Annotated in this window: 19 protein-coding genes; 14 read left to right on the top strand and 5 right to left on the bottom strand. The window is 72.9% G+C overall.

What is annotated here, in order from left to right:
• The first annotated feature begins 4 nt into the window (after window positions 1-4).
• Window positions 5-769: a class III extradiol dioxygenase subunit B-like domain-containing protein gene (locus AC3ERT_RS24740; RefSeq protein WP_435176872.1), complete on the top strand. Its 765-nt coding sequence runs from the start codon at window positions 5-7 to the stop codon at window positions 767-769.
• A gap of 193 nt (window positions 770-962) precedes the next feature.
• On the opposite strand, the gene AC3ERT_RS24745 is transcribed toward AC3ERT_RS24740, so the two are convergent.
• On the bottom strand, window positions 963-1,217 hold the full coding sequence (locus AC3ERT_RS24745; RefSeq protein WP_335978900.1) for an antitoxin: 255 nt from the start codon (window positions 1,215-1,217) through the stop codon (window positions 963-965).
• Between the two features lie 262 nt (window positions 1,218-1,479).
• On the opposite strand from AC3ERT_RS24745, the gene miaA reads away from it, so the two are divergent.
• The 5 genes from miaA to hflX all read left to right on the top strand — a co-directional run bounded on the left by miaA (window position 1,480) and on the right by hflX (window position 8,355).
• Window positions 1,480-2,412 carry a tRNA (adenosine(37)-N6)-dimethylallyltransferase MiaA gene (miaA, locus tag AC3ERT_RS24750; RefSeq protein WP_435136793.1) on the top strand — a complete coding sequence of 311 codons (933 nt, stop codon included), beginning with the start codon at window positions 1,480-1,482 and terminating at the stop codon, window positions 2,410-2,412.
• 354 nt (window positions 2,413-2,766) lie between these two features.
• The gene (locus tag AC3ERT_RS24755) at window positions 2,767-3,222 is read left to right on the top strand and encodes a hypothetical protein (RefSeq protein ID WP_435176923.1); all 456 of its coding nucleotides are present in this window, start codon (window positions 2,767-2,769) and stop codon (window positions 3,220-3,222) included.
• Between the two features lie 73 nt (window positions 3,223-3,295).
• A complete protein-coding gene (gene dapF / locus AC3ERT_RS24760; protein ID WP_435136796.1) occupies window positions 3,296-4,201 on the top strand; it encodes a diaminopimelate epimerase in 906 nt (301 codons plus the stop codon).
• Between the two features lie 222 nt (window positions 4,202-4,423).
• A complete protein-coding gene (locus AC3ERT_RS24765) occupies window positions 4,424-6,640 on the top strand; it encodes a RelA/SpoT family protein (RefSeq protein ID WP_435136799.1) in 2,217 nt (738 codons plus the stop codon).
• A 215-nt stretch (window positions 6,641-6,855) separates the two neighbouring features.
• Window positions 6,856-8,355, top strand: a complete 1,500-nt coding sequence (gene hflX, locus AC3ERT_RS24770; RefSeq protein WP_335978918.1) for a GTPase HflX — start codon at window positions 6,856-6,858, stop codon at window positions 8,353-8,355.
• A 131-nt stretch (window positions 8,356-8,486) separates the two neighbouring features.
• Here hflX and AC3ERT_RS24775 read toward each other — a convergent pair whose 3' ends face one another.
• Complete coding sequence (locus tag AC3ERT_RS24775; RefSeq protein WP_335978920.1) at window positions 8,487-9,662, bottom strand: trypsin-like serine peptidase; 1,176 nt, start codon at window positions 9,660-9,662, stop codon at window positions 8,487-8,489.
• 187 nt (window positions 9,663-9,849) lie between these two features.
• Here AC3ERT_RS24775 and AC3ERT_RS24780 point away from each other — a divergent pair, with 187 nt between their 5' ends.
• The 5 genes from AC3ERT_RS24780 (at window position 9,850) to AC3ERT_RS24800 (ending at window position 16,643) form a co-directional block, all read left to right on the top strand.
• On the top strand, window positions 9,850-11,328 hold the full coding sequence (locus AC3ERT_RS24780) for a diaminobutyrate--2-oxoglutarate transaminase family protein (protein ID WP_435176925.1): 1,479 nt from the start codon (window positions 9,850-9,852) through the stop codon (window positions 11,326-11,328).
• Window positions 11,329-11,482: 154 nt separating this feature from the next.
• A complete protein-coding gene (locus tag AC3ERT_RS24785; RefSeq protein WP_435176874.1) occupies window positions 11,483-13,306 on the top strand; it encodes an IucA/IucC family protein in 1,824 nt (607 codons plus the stop codon).
• A complete protein-coding gene (locus AC3ERT_RS24790; protein WP_435176927.1) occupies window positions 13,303-14,100 on the top strand; it encodes a GNAT family N-acetyltransferase in 798 nt (265 codons plus the stop codon). Before AC3ERT_RS24785 ends, AC3ERT_RS24790 begins: the two co-directional genes overlap by 4 nt.
• Window positions 14,101-14,228: 128 nt before the next feature.
• The gene (locus tag AC3ERT_RS24795) at window positions 14,229-15,992 is read left to right on the top strand and encodes an IucA/IucC family protein (RefSeq protein WP_435136812.1); all 1,764 of its coding nucleotides are present in this window, start codon (window positions 14,229-14,231) and stop codon (window positions 15,990-15,992) included.
• A gap of 63 nt (window positions 15,993-16,055) precedes the next feature.
• Window positions 16,056-16,643: an FHA domain-containing protein gene (locus tag AC3ERT_RS24800; RefSeq protein ID WP_435176876.1), complete on the top strand. Its 588-nt coding sequence runs from the start codon at window positions 16,056-16,058 to the stop codon at window positions 16,641-16,643.
• Here the strand turns inward: AC3ERT_RS24800 and AC3ERT_RS24805 are convergent.
• Both AC3ERT_RS24805 and AC3ERT_RS24810 read right to left on the bottom strand, forming a co-directional pair.
• Window positions 16,621-17,853 (bottom strand): serine/threonine-protein kinase, encoded by a 1,233-nt coding sequence (locus AC3ERT_RS24805; RefSeq protein WP_435176878.1) that lies wholly within the window; start codon window positions 17,851-17,853, stop codon window positions 16,621-16,623. The genes AC3ERT_RS24800 and AC3ERT_RS24805 overlap by 23 nt on opposite strands.
• 40 nt (window positions 17,854-17,893) lie before the next feature.
• Entirely contained in the window at window positions 17,894-19,063 is a 1,170-nt protein-coding gene (locus AC3ERT_RS24810) for an FHA domain-containing protein (protein ID WP_435176880.1), read from the bottom strand.
• A gap of 132 nt (window positions 19,064-19,195) precedes the next feature.
• Here AC3ERT_RS24810 and AC3ERT_RS24815 point away from each other — a divergent pair, with 132 nt between their 5' ends.
• Window positions 19,196-21,202, top strand: coding sequence for an ATP-dependent DNA helicase (locus tag AC3ERT_RS24815; protein ID WP_435176882.1), 2,007 nt, complete (start codon window positions 19,196-19,198; stop codon window positions 21,200-21,202).
• A gap of 171 nt (window positions 21,203-21,373) precedes the next feature.
• On the opposite strand, the gene lexA is transcribed toward AC3ERT_RS24815, so the two are convergent.
• Window positions 21,374-22,153 carry a transcriptional repressor LexA gene (gene lexA, locus AC3ERT_RS24820; RefSeq protein WP_335978934.1) on the bottom strand — a complete coding sequence of 260 codons (780 nt, stop codon included), beginning with the start codon at window positions 22,151-22,153 and terminating at the stop codon, window positions 21,374-21,376.
• Window positions 22,154-22,748: 595 nt separating this feature from the next.
• On the opposite strand from lexA, the gene nrdR reads away from it, so the two are divergent.
• Together nrdR and AC3ERT_RS24830 are read left to right on the top strand one after the other, a co-directional pair.
• Entirely contained in the window at window positions 22,749-23,258 is a 510-nt protein-coding gene (nrdR, locus tag AC3ERT_RS24825) for a transcriptional regulator NrdR (protein WP_335978935.1), read from the top strand.
• Between the two features lie 118 nt (window positions 23,259-23,376).
• Window positions 23,377-26,268 carry a vitamin B12-dependent ribonucleotide reductase gene (locus AC3ERT_RS24830; RefSeq protein WP_435176884.1) on the top strand — a complete coding sequence of 964 codons (2,892 nt, stop codon included), beginning with the start codon at window positions 23,377-23,379 and terminating at the stop codon, window positions 26,266-26,268.
• Window positions 26,269-26,330: the final 62 nt, after the last annotated feature.

Raw genomic sequence — 26,330 nt, forward strand, 5'->3', positions numbered from 1 at the left:
GGACATGCTGGTCGCCGCCGCCGTCTGCCCCTGCCCGCCGCTGCTCGTACCCGAGGTCGCGGCCGGTGCCGCGCCCGAGCTGGACACCCTGCGGGCGGCCTGCGCGGACGCCGTGGGGGTGCTGGCCGCGGCCCGCCCCGACCGCCTGGTGGTCGTCGGGCCGGCGCGGCGCCCGGGGCGGGGGGTCTTCCCAGCCGGCGCGAAGGGCTCCTTCCGCGGCTATGGCGTCCCGCTCGATGTGACGCTCGGCGAGCCGCCGACGGACCGGCCGGGCGGCGCGCCGCATGCCGAGTCGGCCGACGGCGCGGACGACGCCGGGCCCGGTGCGCAGGCTCCCTTGCCGTCCTCCCTCGCCGTGGCCGCATGGCTGCTGCGCGGCTGGCAGGCGGCGCCGGTGGAGGGGCTCGGGGTGGGGGAGGAGCTCGAACAGCAGCGGTGCGCGCTGGCCGGCCGGGCCGTGGCCGACGCGGCGCACCGGGTCGCGCTGCTGGTCATGGGCGACGGCAGTGCGCGCCGTACGGTCAAGGCGCCCGGCTATCTCGACGAACGGGCCGAGCCCTTCGACGCCGGGGTGGCCCGGGCTCTCGGCGCGGCCGACACCGCGGCGCTGGAGCGGCTCGACGCTGGCCTGGCCCGGGAACTCCAGGCGGCCGGCCGAGCGCCGTGGCAGGTGCTGGCGGGCGCGGCCCGCGGCACCGGGCCGACGGGCGAGCTGCTGTACGACGCGGCGCCGTACGGGGTCGGCTACTTCGTCGCGACCTGGACCTGAGCCGGTCCGAGTCGTACGCGGCCCCGCGGGGCCGAGAGCGTCGCGGTGGGGGCCGGACATGGACTGACCGCGGATGGTGGGGTCCGCGGCCGTCCGGTCCTGCGGGGTGCACGCCTGCGCGGCGGTGCGTGCCGGCCCCCGGCTCGCGTGCGGTGAGCCCTGGGCCGGGACCCGGCGGGTCAGGTGCCCGGCGTCAGCCGGCCTCGGGGTCCTTGGCGTCCGGGCCCTTCTCGTCGTGGCCCTTCTCGCTGTACCCCTTCACGGCGTCCTTCGCCTTGCTCACGCCGGAGTTGATCTGGTTGCTGTACTTGCCGCCGGTCTTCGAGTCGACGGTGTGCGCCGCCTTGTCGAGGCCCTGCTCGATCTTGCCGCCGTGCTGCTTGGCCAGCTCCGCGGCCTTGCCCTTCGACGCGTCGAGCTTGCCCTTGAGCGAGTCCATGAAACTCATCTGGCACCTTCCCTGGGGTTCCCTGAAGCGACGGCCACGGGACGGCCGGAATGCGCCGGCGCCTGCGATGAGCAGGGCCCGCGGCGCACCGAGGTGCAGGTGACGCCCCTCACCTTCGACTTTACCCGCGCCGCCCGCATTTCGCGTCGCCGGCGGCCACTGCCTGTGGACAACCGGGCGGGCGGTCACCTGCGATCATCACAGGGTCCGGGCGGTCGTCACCCGCTCGGTGCGGCACGGCGGAGTTTGGGAGACTTGCAGGGTGAAGAAGCGCGTGATCGCCGTCGTCGGCCCCACCGCGGCCGGCAAGTCCGACCTGGGCGTCCTTCTGGCGCGGGAACTGGGCGGCGAGGTGATCAACGCCGACTCCATGCAGTTGTACCGGGGCATGGACATCGGCACCGCCAAGCTCACCGAGGAGGAACGGCAGGGCGTGCCGCACCGCCTGCTCGACATCTGGGACGTCACCGAGGCGGCCAACGTCGCCGACTACCAGCGCCTGGCGCGCGCCGAGATCGACCGGTTGCACGCCGAGGACAAGGTGCCCGTCCTCGTCGGCGGCTCCGGGCTCTACGTCCGCGCCGCCATCGACGACCTGCGGTTCCCCGGCACCGACCCGGCCGTCCGCGCCCGGCTGGAGGCCGAACTCGACATGCGGGGGCCGGGCGCGCTGCACGCCCGGCTGGCCGCGGTGGACGCCGAGGCCGCCCGCGCGATCCTGCCCAGCAACGGCCGGCGCATCGTGCGCGCGCTGGAGGTGGTCGAGATCACCGGGCAGCCCTTCACCGCCAACCTGCCCGGCCCCGAGCCCGTCTACGACACCGTGCAGATCGGCGTCGCCGTGCCGCGGCCGGAACTCGACGAGCGGATCGCGCTGCGCGTGGACCGGATGTGGAAGGCCGGACTCGTCGCCGAGGTGCGCGCCTTGGAGGCGGCCGGGCTGCGCGAGGGCCGTACGGCGTCCCGCGCCCTGGGATACCAGCAGGTGCTCGCGTGGTTCGCCGGCGACTGCACGCAGGAGCAGGCGCTGGAGGAGACCGTACGAGCCACCAAGCGCTTCGCGCGGCGCCAGGACTCGTGGTTCCGGCGCGACCCGCGTGTGCACTGGCTCACCTCGCGCGGAGCGGAACTCACCCGGCAGGCGCTGGTGTTGGCGCGGGAAGCTCCAAGAAGCGGTCACAGCCTGATCACGTGATGGCATCGGGACGCCCCGGCGTCCCGGAGCGGCCCTCCGCGCGTGCCATCATCGTGCTCCGAGCTACTGTGTCGACATACGGGAGGGCGCGTGGCAATGGCAGCCGGCCCGCGCGACACCCCACCGGGGCGCGACACCTCGACCGACTCCGCCTGCTCAGCCAGGGGCCGGAACCGGAACCACCACCAAGGCCAGATCCCCGACTCACGTCCGCCGCTGGACGCGCTGGAGCCGCTGAACTCCCCGGAGTCGGCAACCGATCCGGACGAGCTCGGCGGCGCCCGGGCCGCGGACGCGGCAGCCGCGCCGGACGCGCCCGCCGACCCTGACGACACCGGCGATCCCCTCGGGTCGATCGGCGCCCTGGACGGCTACGCCAACCTGGACCGGCTGGACCGGCTGGAACCGCTCGGCGTGCTGGACGACCTCGATCCCCTCGAGGCCGGAACGGACCTGCCCGCCATCGAGGACGGCACGTCGTTCCGCGAACTGCGGCCGCAGCGCCGGCTGCGGATCTGGCAGATCGCCCCGATCATCGCCCTGGCTGTCGGCGGCTCGCTGATGTTCGCGTTCCCACTCGCCTTCGAGTCGGGGGACACCGGCCCGGTGGTCGCGATGCTCGGCCTGCTGCTGTGCTGCTGCGCGGCCGGGTGGGGGCTGGCCGCGGCCCGCCGGATCGGCCAGACCTGGCCGGGGCTGCCCGCACGCGGCTCCGGCGAGCGTGCCGACTGGCGCTACGTCGTCGGCTACGCCGCCTTGATCCTGCTGCTGGCGCTGCTCGCCGTCTGGCGCGTCGCCCGGCTGCGCTGACGGTCCGAGCGCAGGTCAGCGCGGGGGCGAGCGCCGTCCTGCGCCCGGCGGCCGACCGCGTACGATCGGAGCTGTGACTGACGCGCGCGCCGCCGACGCCCCCCTCGCCTTCCTCAAGGGACACGGCACCGAGAACGACTTCGTGATCGTCCCCGACCCGGACGGCCGGCTCGACCTGTCGCCCGAGGACGTGGCAAAGCTGTGCGACCGGCGGGCGGGCATCGGAGCCGACGGCCTGCTGCGGGTCGTGCGCTCGGCGGCCCACCCCGAAGCGGCCGCGTTCGCCGCCGAGGCCGAGTGGTTCATGGACTACCGCAACAGCGACGGCAGCGTCGCCGAGATGTGCGGCAACGGCGTACGCGTCTTCGCCCGCTACCTTCAGCGGACCGGCCGCACCGGTGCCGGCGACCTCGCGATCGCCACGCGCGCCGGCGTGCGGTACGCCCACATCGGCAAGGACGGCGCGGACGGCACGCCCGGGGACGTCACCGTCACCATGGGCGCTGCCGAACTGCCCGGCGGCGCCGTCAGCGTCGGCGTCGACGGCCGCACCTGGCCCGCAGTGCACGTCAGCATGGGCAACCCGCACGCGGTCGCCTTCGTCGGCCACCTCGACGAGGCCGGCGACCTGCTGCGAGCCCCGGCGGTCAGCCCCGCTGCGGCCTACCCGAACGGCACCAACGTGGAGTTCGTGGTCGACCGCGGCCCCGCCCACGTCGCCATGCGCGTGCACGAGCGCGGCTCGGGCGAGACCCGCTCCTGCGGCACCGGCGCCTGCGCGGTCATGGTCGCCGCCGCCCGCCGGGACGGTCTCGACCCCGCGGTCACCGGCCAGCCGGTCACCTACACCGTCGACGTGCCCGGCGGTCGCCTGGTGATCACCGAGCGCGCCGACGGACAGGTCGAGATGACCGGTCCGGCCGTCATCGTCGCCGAGGGCGCCATCGACCCGGCCTGGCTCGCCGCACCCGGCCGCTGACCGGCGCCGGGCCCGGCCCAGGGGCCGGTCTTCGCTCGCACCCCGAGAACCGGACGTATCAGGTCACCATGCCCGTACGCCTTCCCTCGAACGGGTGATGGGGATCACTCTCGGCGAGAGCGTGGCAGCCGCGCGTGGTGGGCTCGATAGCATCAATCACCGGCGCGGCCCCACGGGGCGTGGTGAGTTCCCGCAGCCGGTCCACGCTGCCGGGAGGCCCCGATGAGCGCAGACAACGCGGTGAACGCGGAGAGCGCGGACAACGCCGCCGATATCGTCCGGCGCGGGCTGCGCCGCATCGACATGCGACGGATCGACCTGCGACGTCTGGGCCGGGTGGCACTCCTCGGGAGCAGCGGCCACAGCAGGGGCAGACTGCCCGGCGCCATCGAGCACCTGATCAAGGTGCACCGCGCCCGACATCCCGAGGCCGGCCGCGACGAGGTCGAGACCCTGCGCCGGGCGTATGTGCTCGCCGAGTCCTCCCACCGCGGGCAGACCCGCAAGAGCGGCGAGCCGTACATCACCCACCCGCTGGCCGTCACCCTCATCCTCGCCGAACTCGGCGCGGAGACCACCACCTTGACCGCCTCCCTGCTCCACGACACCGTCGAGGACACCGAGGTGACGCTCGACCAGGTCCGGCGCGGCTTCGGCGAGGAGGTCAGCTACCTCGTCGACGGCGTCACCAAACTGGAGAAGGTCGACTACGGCGCCGCCGCCGAACCCGAGACCTTCCGCAAGATGCTCCTCGCGACCGGCAACGACGTGCGGGTGATGTCGATCAAGCTCGCCGACCGGCTGCACAACATGCGCACCCTCGGGGTGATGCGCCCGGAGAAGCAGGCCAGGATCGCCAAGGTCACCCGCGACGTGCTCATCCCGCTCGCCGAACGGCTCGGCGTGCAGGCCCTCAAGAGCGAGCTGGAGGACCTGGTCTTCGCCATCCTCCACCCCGAGGAGCACGCCCGTACCCGCGCCATGATCGAGGCCGCCGCCGCGCGGCCCGACCCGCTCGCCGTCGTCGCGGAGGACCTGCGCGGGGTGCTGCGCGACGCGGGCATCACCGCCGAGGTCGGCATCCGCCCCCGCCACACCGTGTCCGTGCACCGGCTCATGCGCAAGCGCGGTGTGACCGAGCTGGGCGGCTGCGACTTCGGCCGCCTGCTCGTCGTCGTCGACGAGGACGCCGACTGCTACGCCGTACTCGGTGAACTGCATACCTGCTTCACTCCCGTCATCGCCGAGTTCAAGGACTTCATCGCCGCTCCCAAGTTCAACCTCTACCAATCGCTGCACACCGCGATCGCCGACCGGCACGGCCGTGTCGCCGAGGTGCTGGTGCGCACCAAGCACATGCACCGCGTCGCCGAGGCCGGGGTCATCGCCCTCGGCAATCCCTACGCCGCCGAGGCGCCGCAGAGCCCGGAAGCGGCGGGCGCCACCGGTGCCGGCGGCGACGGCTGGGCCGGACCCGACCCCACCCAACCGGGCTGGCTTTCCCGGCTCCTGGAGTGGCAGCGCGCGGCCCCCGATGCGGACACCTTCTGGACGGCGCTGCGCGACGACCTCGCCCAGGACCGCGAGATCACCGTCTTCACCGGCCAGGACGGCGCTACCCCCGGCACCCTCCGGCTGCCCGCGGGCGCCAGCTGCGTGGACGCCGCCTACGCCGTCCACGGCGAGGCGGGCCACGCCTGCGTCGGCGCCCGGGTCAACGGCAGGCTGGCGCCGCTGGGCACCCGCCTGCGCGACGGCGACGCGCTCCAGCTCCTGATGGACGACACCGCCGCGACGGCGCCCGAGCCCGAGGGCCCCGACCCGGAGTGGCTGGAGTACGCCACCACGCCTGCCGCCCGGATCGCCATCACCCGCTGGCTGACCCAGCACCCCGCCGACGCCGGCGAGGACACGCCGGCCGCCGAACCGGCCGCGCGCCCCGTGCCCGCGGTCGACAGCCCGCCCGACACCGAGCCGGTGGCCGTGACGGACCTGCCCGGCGCGGCGGTACGCCTGGCGCGCTGCTGTACACCGGTGCCGCCCGATCACGTGACCGGATTCGTGATCCGCGGCGGCACCGTCGCAGTACACCGGGCGGGATGCCCGGCCGGCTCCCGTATGGCGGACGCCGGACGCACCGCCGTGCCCGTGCGCTGGCGCGACGGAAGCTCCGGCGGGAACTTCCGTGCCACCGTCCTCGCCGAGGCGCTCAGCCGGCCGAGGCTGCTCGCCGACCTCACCGAGGTGATCGCGGCCCAGGGGATCGGCATCGTGTCCGCGGCTGTGGAGCCGCCGCAGGAGCACCGCGTACGGCACACCTACACCGTGGAGCTGCCCGCGCCCGAAGCGCTCGCGGCGCTGATGCGGGCGATGAAGTCGGTGCCGGGCGTGTACGACGTGTACCGGGCCCAGCCTGCTGTCGCTGCCATCCGTAATTGATCACACTGTGTAAACGACCGGTTGCTTTCCGCTGTTCCCGGCAGCTCACTCCTGCGAGTGAATCTGTGCGAGTGCCGTTCGCCGCGCCCGCGTCGCGCGGGACCCGCCGGTCGGCGCGGCGAAAGTCACGTGACCCTTCGCCCCCGGCGTGCGACCATCGAGAGTGACGGCGCCGACACGGCCGCCGGACACCGACCGTACGACCGAAGGACCCGATGACCTCCAACGCTTCCTCCTCTTCTTCGCACGACCGCCAGCGCCTCCCGGACAGCCTTCGGGCCGACGCCCTGATGGAAGAGGACGCGGCCTGGAGCCACGAGATCGACGGGGACCGGGACGGCGACCAGTTCGACCGTTCCGACCGCGCGTCTCTGCGCCGGGTCGCCGGACTCTCCACCGAGCTGGAGGACGTCACCGAGGTCGAGTACCGCCAGCTCCGCCTGGAGCGCGTGGTGCTCGTCGGGGTGTGGACCTCCGGCACCGCCGACGACGCGGACAACTCGCTCGCCGAGCTGGCCGCCCTCGCCGAGACCGCCGGGGCCGTCGTGCTCGACGGCGTGGTCCAGCGGCGCGACAAGCCGGACCCGGCGACGTACATCGGCTCGGGCAAGGCGCAGGAACTGCGGGACATCGTCGTCGAGACCGGCGCCGACACCGTGGTCTGCGACGGTGAGCTGAGCCCCGGACAGCTCATCCACCTCGAGGACGTCGTCAAGGTCAAGGTGGTCGACCGCACCGCCCTCATCCTCGACATCTTCGCCCAGCACGCCAAGTCCCGTGAGGGCAAGGCGCAGGTCTCCCTCGCGCAGATGCAGTACATGCTGCCGCGGCTGCGCGGTTGGGGCCAGTCGCTGTCCCGGCAGATGGGTGGCGGTGGCTCCGGCTCCTCCGGCGGCGGCATGGCCACCCGCGGACCCGGTGAGACCAAGATCGAGACCGACCGTCGGCGCATCCGCGAGAAGATGGCCAAGATGCGCCGGGAGATCGCGGAGATGAAGACCAGCCGCGACCTCAAGCGGCAGGAGCGGCGGCGCCACAAGGTGCCGTCCGTCGCCATCGCCGGCTACACCAACGCGGGCAAGTCCTCGCTGCTCAACCGGCTCACCGGAGCCGGAGTCCTGGTGGAGAACGCACTGTTCGCCACCCTGGACCCGACGGTCCGGCGCGCCGAGACGCCCAACGGCCGCCTGTACACCCTCGCGGACACCGTCGGCTTCGTCCGGCACCTGCCGCACCACCTGGTCGAGGCGTTCCGGTCCACGATGGAGGAGGTCGCCGACGCCGACCTGATCCTGCACGTGGTGGACGGCTCGCATCCCGTGCCGGAGGAGCAGCTCGCGGCGGTCCGCGAGGTGTTCCGCGACGTGGGGGCGCTCCAGGTGCCGGAGATCGTGGTGGTCAACAAGGCGGACGCGGCCGACCCGCTGGTCCTCCAGCGGCTGCTGCGGACCGAGAAGCACGCCATCGCGGTGTCCGCGCGCAGCGGCCAGGGGATCGACGAGCTCCTGGAGCTGATCGACGAGGCGCTGCCGCGCCCGCAGGTGGAGGTCGAGGCGCTGGTGCCGTACACGCACGGCGGACTCGTCTCCAGGGTGCACGCCGGTGGTGAGGTGCTCTCCGAGGAGCACACCGGCGAGGGCACCCTGCTGCGGGTGCAGGTGCACGAGGATCTGGCGGCCGAACTGGCGCCGTTCACCCTCGCCGCACAGCGCTGACCGCCGCGCCGCCCTGGCGACGGCACAACAGGCGTCCGTAGCGCACACGGTGAGGGCCCGCCTCCTGCCCGCGTTCCCCGCGGTTCAAGGAGGCGGGCCCGCACCGTTTCCCGCCGCAGCCGCCGTACGGATCAGCTGAACTTCTTGCTCACCTTGTCGTACAGCTTCTTCGCGTCCGCGCCCAGCCGGGGGCCGGCCAGCCATGTCGCCGTCAGCGGGCCGACCGAGGTGTTGCTGACCAGCCCCACCTTGCCGTCGGGCATCGTGGCGAACCACCCGCCGCCGGACGCGCCGCCGGTCATGGTGCAGCCGAGCCGGTACTCCGTCGGCGCGGAGGCCAGCAGTGACAGCCGGCCCGGCGTGCCCTGGCAGGCGTACATCCGCTGGCCGTCGTACGGCGCCTCCGCCGGGTAGCCCCACGCGCCCACGGTCTTGATCTGTGTCGTCGAGGGCGCGTCGAACCACACCGGCATGGCCGCCCCGACCGTCTCCTGCAGGGACTTGCCGCCGGAGCCCTTGGCGGGGGTCACGTGCAGCACCGCGAAGTCGTACGGCGAGCCGCCGCCGCCCTGCTCGGAGCCGGTGCTGATCCACTGGTCCGAGGTACCGGCCCAGTCCGCCCACCACACGCCGTACGGGGCGAGTTTGTCCACGCTCGCGTGCGCCAGGGCCGACGCGCTCTCACCGCTGTCGTTGTAGTCCGGCACGAACGCGATGTTGCGGTACCAGCCCCCGCTCTTGCCCGCGTGCACGCAGTGCCCGGCCGTCCACACCAGGTTCGACCTGCCCGGGTGCGCCGGGTCGTCGACCACTGTGGCCGAGCAGACCATCGGACCCTTGGGGCTGTCGAAGAACAGCTTGCCGACGGCCGGCGCGTTGTCGTGGTAGGGCGTGCTGACCTTCCTGGCCGTCTCGGGAGCCGGCACCGGGTCGGTCTTCCCCTGGTCGGCGGGCACGTCCGCGGGCACCTGCTTGTCGTCCTGGTCGGCGCCCTTCATCCGGTCGTCGCTCCACAGGCCGTCGATCACCGGGTTCACGAAGTCCTGGGCCTTGCGCAGCCAGGTCGTCCTGTCCCAGTTCTTCCAGCCGCCGTCCTTGTACGCCTGCTCCCACTTCTTCAGGTCGCTCAGGCTCGTCGGCAGCGACGTGGGCAGCTTGGGCAACGACTTGCTGACCGCCGCGGCGGTGCTCGGCGAGGCTGTCGCCTTGGCGTCGGTATGGCTCCCGGACGACCCGCACGCGGTGGCCGCGCCCGCGAGCAGTACGGCGGCCGCCGCGGCGACCAGCGGCCTGCGTATCGATGGCATGGATGTAACTCCCCCTGGTTCACGCATTGGTGAGAACTGTGCTGCCCCAAATCATGGACGGTTCCCCGGGCGCGGCCGTCCCCGGGGCGGAAAGTCCGGTGGCGGCCCGTGATCGGTCGGTGACCGCGTCGTTGGTACGTATGGGGGACAGCGGGGCGGAACACCGAGCAGGAGGAGAACACACGTGGTGGCCACTTCGAGCGTGCCGGGACAACTCACGGCACCCGCCGAAGACTTCGACTCGGGGGAAGCGATCCTGCACAGACAGGCGCAGCGGGAGTCCGCGGCGCGCACGTACGCGCGGTCGCTGCCGGTGGTGCCGGTCCGGGCCCGCGGTATGACCGTCGAGGGCGCCGACGGCCGCCGCTACCTGGACTGCCTGTCAGGTGCCGGCACCCTGGCGCTCGGCCACAACCACCCGGTCGTCCTGGAGGCCGTGCGGCGCGTGCTGGACTCCGGGGCGCCGCTGCACGTGCTGGACCTCGCGACGCCCGTGAAGGACGACTTCACCACCGCGCTGTTCGACACGCTGCCGCCCGGGCTCGCCGACCGCGGCCGCATCCAGTTCTGCGGCCCCGCCGGCACCGACGCGGTCGAGGCGGCCATCAAGCTCGTCCGGATCGCCACCGGCCGCAGCGGCCTGGTCGCCTTCTCCGGCGCCTACCACGGCATGACCGCTGCGGCCCTCGCGGCGACCGGCGACACCGCCGCACGGGCCACCGTCGAGGCCGACACCCGCGTCACCCGGCTGCCCTACCCGTACGACTACCGCTGCCCGTTCGGGACCGGCGGCGAGCAGGGCGCGGAGCTGTCCGCACGGCTGACCGCCAGCCTGCTCGACGACCCCAAGGGCGGCGTACGGCAGCCCGCGGCAATGCTGCTGGAGCCGGTGCAGGGCGAGGGCGGCGTCATCCCCGCTCCAGGCAGCTGGCTGCGCCGGATGCGGGAGATCACCGCGGACCGTGGCATCCCGCTGATCGCCGACGAGGTGCAGACCGGAGTCGGCCGCACCGGGACGTTCTGGGCGGTCGAGCGCAGCGGGATCGTGCCCGACGTCATGGTGCTGTCCAAAGCCATCGGCGGCAGCCTCCCGCTCGCGGTGATCGTCTACCGCGAGGAGCTGGATGCCTGGCACCCTGGTGCCCATGCCGGCACCTTCCGCGGCAACCAACTCGCCATGGCGGCAGGCGCCGCCACGATCCGCTACGTGGCGCGCAACGCGCTGCACCGGCGCGCCGAGGAGGTCGGGTCCCTGATGCTGCGTCGACTGCGCGCGCTGGCCGGCGACCACGCCTGCATCGGCGACGTACGCGGCCGCGGCCTGATGATCGGCGTCGAACTCGTCGACACCGCAGCCGAACCCGACGACCGCGGAACGCTTCCGGCCGCGCCGCGCCTGGCCGCCCGCGTCCAGCAGGAGGCCCTGCGTCGCGGTCTGATCATCGAACTGGGCGGGCGGCACTCCAGCGTCGTCCGCCTCCTCCCACCGCTGACGATCACCGACGAGCAGGCCGACGCCGTACTGGACCGGCTCGCCGACGCCATCGCCGCGGCCGACCAGGCCGAAGGAAGCGGCCCCGCCGGGACCCGCCCTGCCGGGACCCGCGGCTCCGACCGAGGCGCCCGCACCGCCCGCGCCGACGCCTGGACGGCGGGTGCCTCGTGAGAGCCGGCCCCGGCGCCTGCCCGACGCGCCACCGAGCCGCCCCGGCGCGCGCCGCCGCGGTGCCGGAGCACCCCGACAGACCGGCGCGCACCCCCACCGCCGTACTTCCCCGCCGTACCGCCGCAGCGCCGTACCGACAAGTGAGGCCCCAGGCATGACCGCACCCGTGGACCCCGCCGGCATCGACCGCCACGACACCGCCACCTCAGTGCCCCAGCAGCGGGCACGCACCCCCTGGAACCCGACCGGTACCGACCCGCTGGCACGCGACGAGCCGTACGCCGTGGCCGACGCGGCCGGCACCGAGGCGCTGCTGCGCTGCTGGACCCGTGAGAAGGGCCTGCCACAACCGTCCGACGGGATGCTGCGCGTGCCGCTGCCCGCGGCCGGCACCGCCGTCGGCGCGGTCGTCCACCACTGGTCCGCCACCGGCCACCACCGCTTCGGGCCCGCCCGGCTCGCCGCCGCCGACCACCGGCCGCTGACCGCCGTCGAACTCGCCGCGCTGCTGACCCGGGAGAGCGGCGCGGACCCCGAGGAGGGCGCCGACCTGGTCGCCAGGGTGGCCGACTCGGTACGGCGCACCGCCGTCTTCGTCGCCGACCGGCGCCGGCACCCCGGCAGCAGCGAGCCCGAACTGCCCTTCCTCGACTCCGAGCAGGCGCTGATCCTCGGGCACCCGCTGCACCCCACGCCCAAGAGCCGCGACGGCCTCGGTGACGCGGAGGCGGCCGCCTACTCACCCGAACTGCGCGGCTCCTTCCCGCTGCACTGGTTCGCGGTCGACCGGTCGCTGCTCGCCACCGACTCGGCGTGGACCGAGCGCGGCCGGCCGGTGCCGGCACCCGACCTGCTCACGGCGCTGGCCGGCCCCAACCTGGCGCTGCCCGCCGGGACCGCGCCGCTGCCGCTGCACCCGTGGCAGGCCCGGGAGGTGGGCCACCGGCCCGCCGTGCGGGCGCTGTTCGAGGCGGGCCTGCTGCACGACCTCGGCCCCGTCGGCGAGCAGTGGCACCCCACCTCCTCGGTACGCACCGTCTACCGGCCGGGTACGCAGATCATGCTCAAGCTGTCCCTGGCGCTGCGCATCACCAACTCCCGCCGGGAGAACCTCCGCAAGGAACTGCAGCGCGGTGCCGAGGTGCACCGGCTGCTGCGCAGCGGGCTGGCCACCCGCTGGTACGAGGCGCACCCCCGCTTCGACATCGTCCGCGACCCCGCCTGGCTCGCCGTGGACGACCCGGACGGCCGCCCGGTGGCCGGCCTGGACGTCGCCTTGCGGCACAGCCCGTTCGGCCCCGGGGCGCAGGCGCACTGCGTCGCCGGGCTGACTTCGCCCCGGCCCTGGCCCGGCATGCCCGCACCCGCCCTCGCCTCCCGGCTCGCGGTCATCGTCGGCCGCCTCGCCGAGCGCACCGGCCGGCCCGCGACCGCGGTCGCCACCGAATGGTTCCTGCGCTACCTCGACGAGGTGGTCCGGCCCGTGCTGTGGCTGGACGGCGAGGCCGGCATCGCCCTCGAAGCGCACCAGCAGAACACGCTCGTGCTGCTCGACGCCGACGGCTGGCCGAACGGCGGACACTACCGCGACAACCAGGGCTACTACTTCCGCGAGTCGCACCGGGACGCGCTGGAGCGCCAACTGCCCGGCATCGGCGCCCAGAGCGACACCTTCGTCACCGACGAGGTGGCCGACGAGCGCTTCGCCTACTACCTCGGCATCAACAACGTCCTCGGCCTGATCGGCGCGTTCGGCGCCCAGCGGCTCGCCGACGAGGAGGTCCTGCTCGCCGCCTTCCGCCGCTTCCTCACCGACGCCGCCGGCGGCTCCAGCAGCCTGCCCGAGCGCCTGCTGCACAGTCCGCACCTGCGCTGCAAGGCCAACCTGCTGACCCGGCTGCACGGCATGGACGAACTCGTCGGGCCGGTGGACACCCAGTCCGTGTACGTCACCCTGCCCAATCCGCTGGCCCGCTGACCGGCGGCGCCCCGACCCCTCCTACCGCCCGCCATGTCCCGGCCGCGCGCCCGTCTCGCGTCCGGTCGGGACAGGAAGGAGCACCGTTGCCGAACGCCGACTCCAGCACCGAGGACACCCTCGACCTGAAACTGCCCCCGGAAGTCCTCGCGCTGTTCGCGGAAGGAGCGGCGACGGCAGCGCCGCCCGGCGGGGAGGCGGGGGCGGCAGGCGGCGGCGCGAGCGGGCTGCTCGACCGCATCGCGACCTGGCGGGCGGCCGAGACGGCAGCGGGCACCTTCCGACTGGTCCCGGTCGACCTCGAGCGGGACCTCGCGACCCTCACCGTGTGGATGAACGATCCGGCAGTCGCGGAGTTCTGGGAGCTGGCCGGCGACCAGCAGGTCACCGCAGACCACGTACGGGCCCAACTCGACGCCGACGGCCGCAGCGTGCCCTGCCTCGGCGTCCTCGACGGCACCCCGATGAGCTACTGGGAGATCTACCGCGCCGACCTCGACCCGGTCGCGCGCTACTACCCGGCCCGGCCGCACGACACCGGGGTCCACCTGCTCATCGGCGGTGTCGCCGACCGGGCCCGCGGCCTGGGCGGCACCCTGCTGCGCGCCGTCTCCGACCTCGTCCTCGACCACCGTCCCGCCTGCGGCCGGGTGATCGCCGAACCCGATCTGCGCAACACCCCGTCCGTGGCGGCCTTCCTCGCCGCCGGCTTCCGACTGTCCGAGGAGGTGGACCTGCCGGACAAACGTGCCGCCCTGATGATCCGTGACCGAGCCCTGCGCCATCGCATCTGACACAGTGGCCGGCCGCGCCCGACCGCGGCCGGCCACCTGCCATGTGCACGTGGCCGCGCCGGCCGTCCGACCGGTGACGGCCGCCTCGCCAGCAGCCCTCTTGTCCCTCCCGTCCGCAGGAGCACCCCGTGACGATCACACCCCTGACCGAGTCCGGCGCCGCCTGGGAGCGCGCGGCCCGGCGGTTGCTCGCCAAGATGCTCGCCGAGTTCGCCTACGAAGACGTGATCGCGCCCCTACCCGACCCGGCGTCGGGCCCCGACACCTACCGGGTCGACCTCACCCCCGACGTGACCTACCGCTTCCGAGCGCGCCGCGGCTCGTACGGCAGCTGGTACGTGGACGCGGGCAGCATCACCCCGACCGGTGACCCGATGCACTTCCTGGCGCACGGCCACGACAGCGTGCTCGGCCTCAGCGGCGACACCACCGGCCACCTGATCAGAGAACTGCTCACCACGCTCCGCGCCGATCTGCGGCTGGACGCCACCGCGCTGCCGGTCGCCGAACTCGCCGACCTCGGCTACGCGGAACTCGAAGGGCACCAGACCGGGCACCCCTGGCTCGTGGCCAACAAGGGCCGTATCGGGTTCTCGGACGCCGACGCGGCGCACTGGGCGCCCGAGGCCCGCAGACGCCACCTGCTGCCCTGGATCGCGGTCCACCGCGACCTCGCCGAATACCGCGGCACCGGCACCCTGACCACCTCCGACCAGCTCTACGCCGAGGAACTCGCCCCCGACGTCCTCGACACCTTCCACCGCACCCTCGCCGAGCACGGCCGCGAACCCGCCGACTACCTGCTGCTGCCCGTGCACCCCTGGCAGTGGGAACAGGTCGTCGCCCCGCTCTTCGCACCCGCGATCGCCGACGGGTCCATCATCCACCTCACCACTGACAACGACCTCCGGCTGCCGCAGCAGTCCGTCCGCACCTTCCTCAACACCAGTCGCCCGCACCGGCGAACGGTCAAGCTCCCGCTGGCAGTGCTCAACACCCTGGTCTGGCGCGGTCTGCCCACCGAACGCACGCTGGCCGCCCCCGCCGTCACCGCCTGGGTGCACACCCTGCGCGACCACGACCGCTTCCTGCGCGACGAGACCCGGGTGATCCTCCTCGGCGAGGTGGCCTCCGTCACCGTCGCCCACCCCCAGTACGACAAGATGCCGCAGGTGCCGTACCAGTACCGCGAACTGCTCGGCTGCATCTGGCGTGAGCCGCTGACGGCGTACCTCGCACCTGGGGAGCGCGCCCGCACTCTCGCCGCGCTTCTGCACACCGACCCCGACGGCCGCGCCTTCACCGCCGAGCTGGTCGCCCGTTCCGGGCTTTCCCCCCGCGTGTGGCTGCGGCACCTGTTCGCCGCGCTTCTCCCGCCCCTGCTGCATTTCCTCTACCGGTACGGCACGGTCTTCTCCCCGCACGGGGAGAACGCGATCGTCGTCTACGACGAGCACGACGTTCCGGTGCGGCTGGCGGTCAAGGACTTCGTCGACGACGTGAACGTCTCCGCGCACCGGCTGCCGGAACACGCCACCATGCCGGCGGACGTCCGCGCCGTGCTGCTCACCGAGGCGCCGGAATTCCTCACCCAGTTCATCCACTCCGGTCTGTTCATCGGAGTGTTCCGCTATCTCGCGCCGCTGTGCGAACAGCAGCTCGGTGTGCCCGAGAACGAGTTCTGGACCCTGGTGCGCGACGAGATCCTCCGCCACCAGGACCGCTTCCCGGAACTCAAGGAGCGGTTCGCGCTGTTCGACCTGTTCACCCCGCGGATCGCCCGGCTGTGCCTGAACCGCAACCGCCTGCACCTCGACGGCTACCGCGACCGGCCCAGCCGCCCCCACGCGGCCGTGCACGGAACCGTGGCCAACCCGCTCTGCGGACCCTGACCGCACCGCTACGATCGGTCCGACGACGGCCGCACCGGCGAACGGCCCGACGGTGGGAGTGGGATGGGCGAGGAGACTGGCGGCGGCAGGTGCCCGGCGTGCGGCACCACCGGCGCCCAGCCCGGGCAACTCGTCTGCCAGGGCTGCTACGTGCCCTTCGCACTCATGGCGGCCCCCGCCGGGCCGGACGCCATGGCGCCGGCCGGCGCGGTCGACGCCATGGCGTCCGCGCAGCCCGCGGACGCCCGTCCGGCCGCCGACCCGCACACCGAGCACACCCGTGTCATCGGCCGAAGGGGCGACGCCGGTGCGGGCAGCGACAGCACCCGCAGGGACGCGCCGGCGCTCGCGCTGCGGCTGAGCTTCCCGGGCGGACAGGTCGTCGCGGTCGAGCCAGGCCGGCACATCCGGCTCGGCCGCGAGCGGCGCCTGTGCCCCGCCGTGGCCTTCCTCGCCGCCCACGACAACCTGTCGCGGCTGCACGCCACCGTCGCGGTGGAGCCGGACGGATCGGCGTCCATCACCGACGAGGGCTCCATGAACGGCACCTTCCTGCACGGCTACCGGCTCCCGCCCAACGAGCCGGCGGTCCTCAACCCGGGCGACGTGGTCCGGCTCGCCGCGGACGTCACGGTCCGGGTACTGCCCTGACCGCCGCGTAGGAGGCCACACACCTGGCGAGCGGGTGCTCGGCACCCAGGGTGGCGGACGTCTCGCGCGCCAGCTCCGCAAGACGCGTGGCGGCCGCCGGCGCGCCGCCCAGTCCCTCCAGCGCCCGCGCCCGCCCGAACCGGGCGGCGAAGGCCGCCGGCGCCCGGTCGGCGTCCTGCCGGGCCAGGTGCTGGAGCACCTGCCAGTACCGGCGGTCCGCGTCGGCGAAGTGCCCCGCCGTCAGGAGCCCTTCGCCCTCCTCCAGCAGGGTCCACACCACGTGCTGCGTCCCCCGGTCCAACGAGGTCGGCGTCCGCGGCACACGCCGCGGGCGCCGCATGGCCCGCAGCCGGGAGGCCACCAACTCCGCGGTCGGGGGCCGGTCGGCGGGGTCCTTGGCGAGGAGCTCGTGCACCAGGTGCGCCAGCTCGGGCGGCACCTCCGGCCGGCGCCGCTCGATCCGCTCGGGCGTCTCGTGCACATGCGCGTAGGCGTACCCGATGACATTGCCCGCGGAGAAAGGCGGGCCCTCCGCGAGGAGCGCGTACAGCACGCAGCCCAGGGAGTACAGGTCGGACCGGGCGGTGACCTCCCGTCCGTGCGCCTGCTCGGGCGAGAAGTACGGCGGGGAGCCCAGCACCGCCTGCGGGTCGGTGTGGCGCACGCGCCGCGGGTCGCTCTGCACCACGAGGCCGAAGTCGCAGATCTTGACGGTGCCGTCCGGCAGCAGCATCAGGTTCTCCGGCTTGATGTCGCGGTGCACGAGCCCGTGCTCGTGGGCGTGCTGGAGGCCCGCGGCGATCTGGGCGCCGTAGCCGAGGACGTCGTCGACCGGCAGGCCGCCCCGGTCCAGCAGCACCGCGCCGAAGTCCTGGCCGGTCAGCAACTCCATCACCAGGAAGGGGCGGCCGTCGTGCTCGCCCGCGTCATGGACGGTCGCCACGTTGGGATGGCCGAGCGCCGCGGCGGCGACGGCCTCCCGACGGAAACGGCCCTGCCGCTCCTTGCGCTCGTCCTCGGCCCACTCGGCGCGCAAGGTCAGCACCTTTACCGCCACCCGGCGTCCCAAACCCTGGTCGACGGCCGCGTAGACCTGGCCGAAGCCGCCCCCGCCCAGCCGGTCCGCCAGCAGGAAGCGCCCACCGAGCAGCGTCCCGGCGCCGATCCCGTCCGGCGGCCCGCCACTCCCGCCGACCATGTTCCCGCTCACCCGCGCGCCCTCCCGTGCGTACACCGCCGCTGCCCGGCGCTCACCCCTGCGGGGGCGGTTCGCCGGCCAACCGCCACAGGTCCGACGGCAGGCCGACCATCGTCGGTTCCGCGGCCGCGGCGGCCTGCTGCGCTCCGACCGTACCGTCGGTGGCGTCGTCCTCGAACACGAACTGGCGGCCGCTGGGCAGCAGTTCCAGCCGCTCGTGCAGCACGACCGCGTCCCCGCGGCGCAACTGCCAGCGCGTGCCGTGGAACAGCGGCAGCATCTCGTCACCGGACGGGCGGCGGCGCCGGATACGGGTGCCGTTGGCACTGCGCTCGTCGACGACGGTCAGCCCGGTCCCGTCGTACTCCAGCACCACATGGGTGCGGCTGACGGAGTCCACCGCCTTGTCGTCGATCCAGGCGCCCAGGGCGACCCCGCCACCCGCCGGTGCCCGCCCGACCGCCAGCGGCTGCCCGGCCGTCACCATGAAGCGGCCGCGCACGGTGCCGTCCATGAGCACCTTCATCTGGGCGCGGCGCGGCCGCGGCCCGGCATCCTCCAGCGGCACCCCGTGGGTCGGGCACAGCACCCGCCTGCCCCGCCGGCGGGGCAGCGCGGCGCTCGGGTGCTCGCCCGCCCCGAACAGCGGGCAGTCCGCCTCCGGGCAGCGCCACTCCCGGCTGAGCACATCGCGGTGCGCCGACGGCGCCCAGCGCCTGAGCACCCCCGCCTCCAGCAGCAGGCCCTCCTCCTCCTTGCGCGAGATCTGCCACTCCGGGGGCACCGGCATGATCCGGGGGCGCACCACCAGTACCCCGTCCGGCCCGAGCAGCGGGCGCAGGAAGTGGTCCCGGTCACCGGGTATCCAGGGATAGGCGCGGTGGAAGTCCAGGAAGTTGTCCGCGCTGACCACGTGCAGTTCGAGGGTGTCTGCGAGCTCCAGGATGCGGTCGTCGGCGCGGGGCAGGACCTCCAGCAGCCGGTCGCGGTACCAGCGGTCCAGCCGGGCGCGCTCCTGCGGGGTGAGCCGTCCGTCGGTCAGCAGCGAGCGGTCGGTGATCGGATAGACCTGCACCGCCGGGTCGCGGGCGAACTCCGCCAGAGCGTCCAGCAGCGCCTCGAAGCGGCCGAGGTCCGCGGCCCGGTCCCCGCCCAGGGCCGGCGCCCGTACGACGTTCGCCACGTCGATCACATATTCCGCGGCCGAGGCATCAAGCGTCATACGGCTCTCGCACTGCATGTGACCAGAAGCTAGCACCGCCTGACCGGGACGGTGCGGCGAAGGTCCGCGCGGTGACCGGACCGCTCTCACCCGGACGGCGTTGTCGGTGCGGCGCCGTAGGCTGGCCCTCCTATGACTGCCACCACCCCACCCGCTCTCACCGACCTGCTGCACGCCGCCGTCACCGCCGTCGGCGGAGTGGAGCGGGAAGGCCAGGTCGCCATGGCGCAGGCCGTACACGACGCCGTGGAAGACCAGTCCCATCTGCTCGTCCAGGCCGGCACCGGCACCGGCAAGTCGCTCGGCTACCTGGTGCCCGCCCTGGCGCACGGCGAGCCCGTGGTGGTGGCCACCGCCACCCTCGCCCTCCAGCGGCAGCTGGTGGAGCGGGACCTGCCGCGCACGGTCCAGGCGCTGAAGCCGCTGCTGCGCCGCGAGCCGCAGTTCGCGATGCTCAAGGGCCGGTCCAACTACCTGTGCCTGCACCGCCTGCACGAAGGAGTGCCGCAGGACGAGGAGGACGGCCTCTTCGACCCCTTCGAGGCCGCCGCGCCCACGAGCAAGCTCGGCAAGGACCTGCTGCGGCTGCGGGACTGGGCCGACGAGACCGAGACCGGGGACCGGGACGGGCTCAGCCCCGGCGTCTCCGACCGCGCCTGGAGCCAGGTCTCGGTCACCTCCCGCGAGTGCCTGGGCGCCTCCAAGTGCGCCTACGGTGCCGAGTGCTTCGCCGAGGCGGCCCGCGAGCGCGCCAAGGTCGCCGAGGTCGTCGTGACCAACCACGCCCTGCTGGCCATCGACGCCATCGAGGGCGCCCCGGTGCTGCCCAGCCATGAGGTGCTGATCGTCGACGAGGCGCACGAACTGGTCTCGCGGGTGACCGGTGTCGCCACCGGCGAGCTGAGCCCCCTCGGGGTCAACCGCGCCGTCAAGCGCGCCGCCAGACTCGTCAACGAGAAGGCGGCGGACGCCCTGATGAGCGCGGGGGAGGGCTTCGAGCGGGTGATGGAGCTCGCCCAGCCCGGGCGGCTGGAGGAGATCCCGGAGGACCTCGCGTACGTGCTCGCGGCGCTCCGGGACGCCTGCCGCCTGGTGATCACCGCGCTCGGCGAGACCCGCGACCGCTCCGTGCAGGACGAGGACGTCGTCCGCAAGCAGGCCCTCGCCTCCGTCGAGCACGTCCACGAGGTCGCCGAACGCCTGGTGCAGGGCTCGGAGTACGACGTGGTGTGGTGCGAGCGGCACGACCGGTTCGGCGCGTCGCTGCGGGTCGCGCCGCTGAGCGTGTCGGGCCTGCTGCGCGAGAAGCTCTTCACCGACCGCTCGGTGGTGCTCACCTCCGCCACGCTCAAGCTGGGCGGCGACTTCAACGGTGTCGCCGCCTCCCTGGGCCTGTCGCCCGAGGGCGTGACGGCCGCGGAGGGCGAGGACGAGGTGCCGCAGTGGAAGGGCGTCGACGTCGGCTCGCCCTTCGACTACCGCCGCCAGGGCATCCTGTACGTCGCCCGCCATCTCGCGCAGCCCGGCCGCGACTCGGGCCGCGAGGACATGCTCGACGAACTGGCCGAGCTGATCGAAGCAGCCGGCGGGCGCACCCTCGGGCTCTTCTCGTCGATGCGCGGCGCCCAGGCGGCCGCGGAGGCGCTGCGCGGAAGGCTGGAGCACCCGGTGCTGCTCCAGGGCGAGGAGACGCTGGGCGAGCTGATCCGCACCTTCTCCGAGGACGCCAGAACCTGCCTGTTCGGCACGCTGTCGCTGTGGCAGGGCGTGGATGTGCCGGGCGCGAACTGCCAGTTGGTGGTGATGGACCGCATCCCCTTCCCCCGGCCGGACGATCCGCTGATGAGCGCGCGCCAGAAGTCGGTGGAGGAGCACGGGGGGAACGGCTTCATGGCGGTGGCCGCCACCCATGCGGCGCTGCTGATGGCCCAGGGTGCCGGGCGGCTGATCCGGGCCACCGGCGACCGGGGTGTCGTGGCGGTGCTCGACCCGCGCCTGGCCACCGCCCGCTACGGGGGCTTCCTGCGGTCCTCGATGCCCGAGTTCTGGTACACCAACGACCGCAACCAGGTGCGGAAGTCCCTGGCGGCGATCGACGCGGCCGCCGGGGCGGCCGAGACGGCCGAAGCAGACGCGTAGCGGGGCCGTCACGGCCGTGTGCGGGCCCTGGGAGCCCGTACGGGCGGCCGCGGCTGCAAGGTGCCCGAGGCGTGGGAAAGGCCCGGAGAACCGCGGTGGCGGTCTCCCGGGCCTTGGTCGCGTCCCCGGTCGGCCGATGTCCGGCCGTGCCCCGTGGTCGGGGACCCTGCGTCAGATCCGGCGCAGCACGGCGACGACCTTGCCGAGGATCGTGGCCTCGTCGCCGGGGATGGGCTGGTAGGCGGCGTTGTGCGGCAGCAGCCAGACGTGGCCGTTGTCCCGCTTGAAGCGCTTGACGGTCGCCTCTCCGTCCAGCATCGCCGCCACGATGTCGCCGTTCTCGGCGACGGGCTGGCGCCGTACGGTGACCCAGTCGCCGTCGCAGATCGCCGCCTCGATCATCGAGTCGCCGACCACCTTGAGCACGAACAGCTCGCCGTCCCCGACGAGTTGGCGCGGCAGCGGGAAGACGTCCTCGACCGACTCCTCGGCGAGGATGGGGCCGCCGGCCGCGATCCGGCCGACCAGCGGCACATAGGACGCGGACGGCTTGCCGGTGGTGTCGGTGGGCTGCGCGTGGCCGGCGTCGGACGCGCGGACCTCGTAGGCGCGCGGCCGGTGCGGGTCGCGGCGCAGGAAGCCCTTGCGCTCCAGCGCCATGAGCTGGTGGGCGACCGAGGACGTGCTCGACAGGCCGACGGCCTGGCCGATCTCGCGCATGGACGGCGGATAACCGCGGCGCTGCACCGAGTCCCTGATCACCTCGATGACGCGGCGCTGACGCTCGGTCAACCCCGAGCTGTCGGCGCGAATTCCCGGGGGCCGTCCGGGCAGCGCGCGTGCCGGCTTGGGGCTGCTGTCTTCGTTCGCGACGTCCAACGGGCCGATTCCGTCCGGGGAGCGGTCATGGGCGGGCAATGTGCCGGTGGCGCTCTCTGCGGTGGTGGTCACGGCGGCCCCTTTCGAGTTGTTCTCCACCGCATGGACTGCGGTCGGCCCGTCTCCGCGTGCGGGCAGTTAGTACAACGGTAGTGGGTTTCGAAAGGTTGCGCCAAACACACGTTCGAGTGAATTAGCAAAAATCCGCTGACGTGATCAAGGTACCGGGTGTATTGATCGAATGGAAGTTCGAATCCGACTCCGCTGCCGCCATGCCGACTCGAAGGCTCGCGAGATCTGGCCGAGGCGACGATCGAACGTCGTTCGATATCGGGTCGGGTCCGCGGATTCCGGCCGGCCCAGTCTCGCACCGTGTCCTGGAAAGCGCCCCGCGGATTCGTCCCCGTACGCTCCGGCGCGCCGCGAACGCCCTCCGTGGCCGCCGGCCCCGGCGCGACACGCGGATGGCACCCCTTGGTGCGGCGCCACCAGATCTAGTGGTTGGATAGGGCCCGGCCACCACAAGTTGTGGTTTCCAAGCAGGCCCCGTGGCTCCTATGCCACCGCCATCGCCTATGCTTGAGGCTGCTCTCGCAGGTTCCGGCAGGAACCCGTCGGAGCTTGTTCGCCATGCGCTCACCGCGGGTGAGGGAGGGAGTGGAAGACCGTGCACTGCCCCTTCTGCAGACACCCCGACAGCCGCGTCGTCGACAGCCGGACCACCGATGACGGTGCCGCGATCCGACGCCGGCGTCAGTGTCCCGACTGCGGGAGGCGCTTCACCACCGTCGAGTCGGCCTCGCTGATGGTGATCAAGCGCAGCGGCGTCACGGAGCCCTTCAGTCGCACCAAGGTGATCGCGGGCGTGCGCAAGGCATGCCAGGGCCGCCCGGTGACCGAGGACGCCCTCGCGCTGCTCGGCCAGCGGGTCGAGGAGGCGGTCCGGGCCACCGGCAGCGCCGAGCTGTCGACGCACGACGTGGGACTGGCCATACTCGGCCCGCTCCAGGAGCTCGATCTCGTCGCCTACCTGCGCTTCGCGAGCGTCTACCGGGCCTTCGACTCGCTCGACGACTTCGAGCGGGCCATCACGGAGCTGCGCGAGCAGCTCCCACCCACCACTCCCGGCGGGCTTGACGAGGACCTCGGGGTCCCCGCGCCCGCGGCCGCCGACTGACCGGCGCCGGGACACGGATTTGCCGAGGCGCCGCCAGCGCGCCGAGGCGGCAGACAACACACGGTGCTGCGGGGAAGAACCGCGCACATCAGGGCGTTTGCCCATATTGGGAGGCGGAATGACAGAGACGACGAGCGGCCCGGCACGCGGTTCACGCACCAAGGGGTCGAAGGCGAGCAAGGGCCTGCGTATCGAGCGCATCCACACCACCCCCGGCGTGCACCCGTACGACGAGGTGGTGTGGGAGCACCGTGACGTCGTCATGACGAACTGGCGCGACGGATCGATCAACTTCGAGCAGCGCGGTGTCGAGTTCCCCGACTTCTGGTCGGTGAACGCGGTGAACATCGTGACGAGCAAGTACTTCCGCGGCGCGGTGGGCAGCCCGAAGCGCGAGAAGAGCCTCAAGCAGCTGATCGACCGGGTCGTGCTCACCTACCGCAAGGCGGGCGAGGAGCACGGCTACTTCACCGGCCCCGCGGACGCGGAGATCTTCGAGCACGAACTGACGTACGCGCTGCTGCACCAGGTGTTCAGCTTCAACTCCCCGGTGTGGTTCAACGTGGGCACCGCCCAGCCGCAGCAGGTCTCCGCCTGCTTCATCCTGTCCGTCGACGACTCGATGGACTCGATCCTCGACTGGTACAAGGAAGAGGGGATGATCTTCAAGGGCGGCTCCGGCGCCGGCCTGAACCTCTCCCGCATCCGCTCCTCCAAGGAACTGCTCTCCTCCGGCGGCAACGCCTCGGGGCCGGTCTCCTTCATGCGCGGCGCCGACGCGTCCGCCGGCACCATCAAGTCGGGCGGCGCCACCCGCCGTGCCGCCAAGATGGTGGTCCTGGACGTCGACCACCCCGACGTCGAGGCGTTCATCGAGACCAAGGTCAAGGAAGAGCAGAAGATCCGCGCGCTGCGCGACGCCGGCTTCGACATGGACCTCGGCGGGGACGACATCACCTCCGTCCAGTACCAGAACGCGAACAACTCCGTCCGCGTCAACGACGAGTTCATGAAGGCCGTCGAGGAGGGCGGGCAGTTCGGCCTGCGCGCCCGGATGACCGGTGAGGTCATCGAGCAGGTCGACGCCAAGTCGCTGTTCCGGAAGATGGCCGAGGCCGCCTGGGCCTGTGCCGACCCCGGCATCCAGTACGACGACACGATCAACCACTGGCACACCTCGCCCGAGAGCGGCCGCATCACCGCGTCCAACCCGTGCAGCGAGTACATGCACCTGGACAACTCGAGCTGCAACCTCGCCTCGCTCAACCTGCTGAAGTTCCTGCGCCACGACGACGAGGGCCGCCAGACCTTCGACGCGGAGCGCTTCGCCAAGGTCGTCGAGCTGGTCATCACCGCGATGGACATCTCGATCTGCTTCGCGGACTTCCCGACGGAGAAGATCGGCGAGACCACCCGCGCCTTCCGCCAGCTCGGCATCGGCTACGCGAACCTGGGCGCGCTGCTCATGGCGACCGGCCACGCGTACGACTCGGACGGCGGCCGCGCGCTCGCCGGAGCGATCACCTCGCTGATGACCGGCACCTCCTACAAGCGGTCCGCCGAACTGGCCGCGGTCGTGGGCCCGTACGAGGGCTACGCCCGGAACTCCGACGCCCACAAGCGCGTCATGAAGCAGCACTCCGACGCCAACTCCGTCGCCAAGCGCATGGACGACCTCGACACCCCGGTGTGGGCCGCGGCGACCGAGGCGTGGCAGGACGTCATCCGCCTCGGCGAGAAGAACGGTTTCCGCAACGCCCAGGCCTCGGTGCTCGCCCCCACCGGCACCATCGGCCTGATGATGGACTGCGACACCACGGGCGTGGAGCCCGACCTGGCGCTGGTGAAGTTCAAGAAGCTGGTCGGCGGCGGCTCGATGCAGATCGTGAACAACACCGTCCCGGTCGCGCTCAAGCGCCTGGGGTACCAGGAAGAGCAGATCGAGGCGATCGTCGCCCACATCTCCGAGCACGGCAACGTGATCGACGCGCCCGGCCTGAAGACCGAGCACTACGAGGTCTTCGACTGCGCCATGGGCGACCGCGCGATCTCGGCCATGGGCCACGTCCGGATGATGGCCGCGGCGCAGCCCTTCCTGTCGGGTGCCATCTCCAAGACGGTCAACCTGCCGGAGTCCGCGACCGTCGAGGAGGTCGAGGAGGTCTACTACGAAGGCTGGAAGCTCGGCCTGAAGGCGCTGGCGATCTACCGCGACAACTGCAAGGTCGGCCAGCCGCTGTCGGCGAAGAAGAAGCCGGACACCACGGCCGACGCCGGCACCGAGGAAGCACTTCCCGCGCAGGTCGAGAAGGTCGTCGAGTACCGCCCGGTCCGCAAGCGCCTGCCCAAGGGCCGCCCGGGGATCACCACCTCCTTCACCGTCGGCGGCGCCGAGGGTTACATGACGGCCAACTCCTACCCGGACGACGGGCTCGGCGAGGTCTTCCTGAAGATGTCCAAGCAGGGCTCGACCCTCGCGGGCATGATGGACGCCTTCTCCATCGCCGTCTCCGTCGGCATGCAGTACGGCGTCCCGCTGGAGACCTACGTCTCGAAGTTCACCAACATGCGCTTCGAGCCGGCCGGCCTGACCGACGACCCGGACGTGCGGATGGCGCAGTCCATCGTGGACTACATCTTCCGCCGCCTGGCGCTGGACTTCCTGCCCTTCGAGACCCGCTCGGCGCTCGGCATCCACTCGGCCGAGGAGCGTCAGCGGCACCTGGACACCGGCTCCTACGAAGCCGGTGAGGACGACGTCGACGTCGAGGGCCTGGCGCAGTCCGCGCCGCGCCACGTGGAGGCCCCCAAGCCCTTGTCGGCGGCCAAGCCCGCGGCTCCCGCGGAGGCCCCGGCGCCCAAGGAGGCGCACAACTCCACGGAGCTGCTGGAGATCCAGCTCGGTCTGAACGCCGACGCGCCGCTGTGCTTCTCCTGCGGCACCAAGATGCGCCGCGCCGGCAGCTGCTACCTCTGCGAGGGCTGCGGCTCCACCAGCGGCTGCAGCTGAGCTGGAAGGCGGATCTGCCGATCTGCCGTGACCTCCGGTAGGGACGGCTGAGCCGCGCTGAG

The sequence above is a fragment of the Actinacidiphila sp. bgisy145 genome (genome assembly GCF_057708125.1).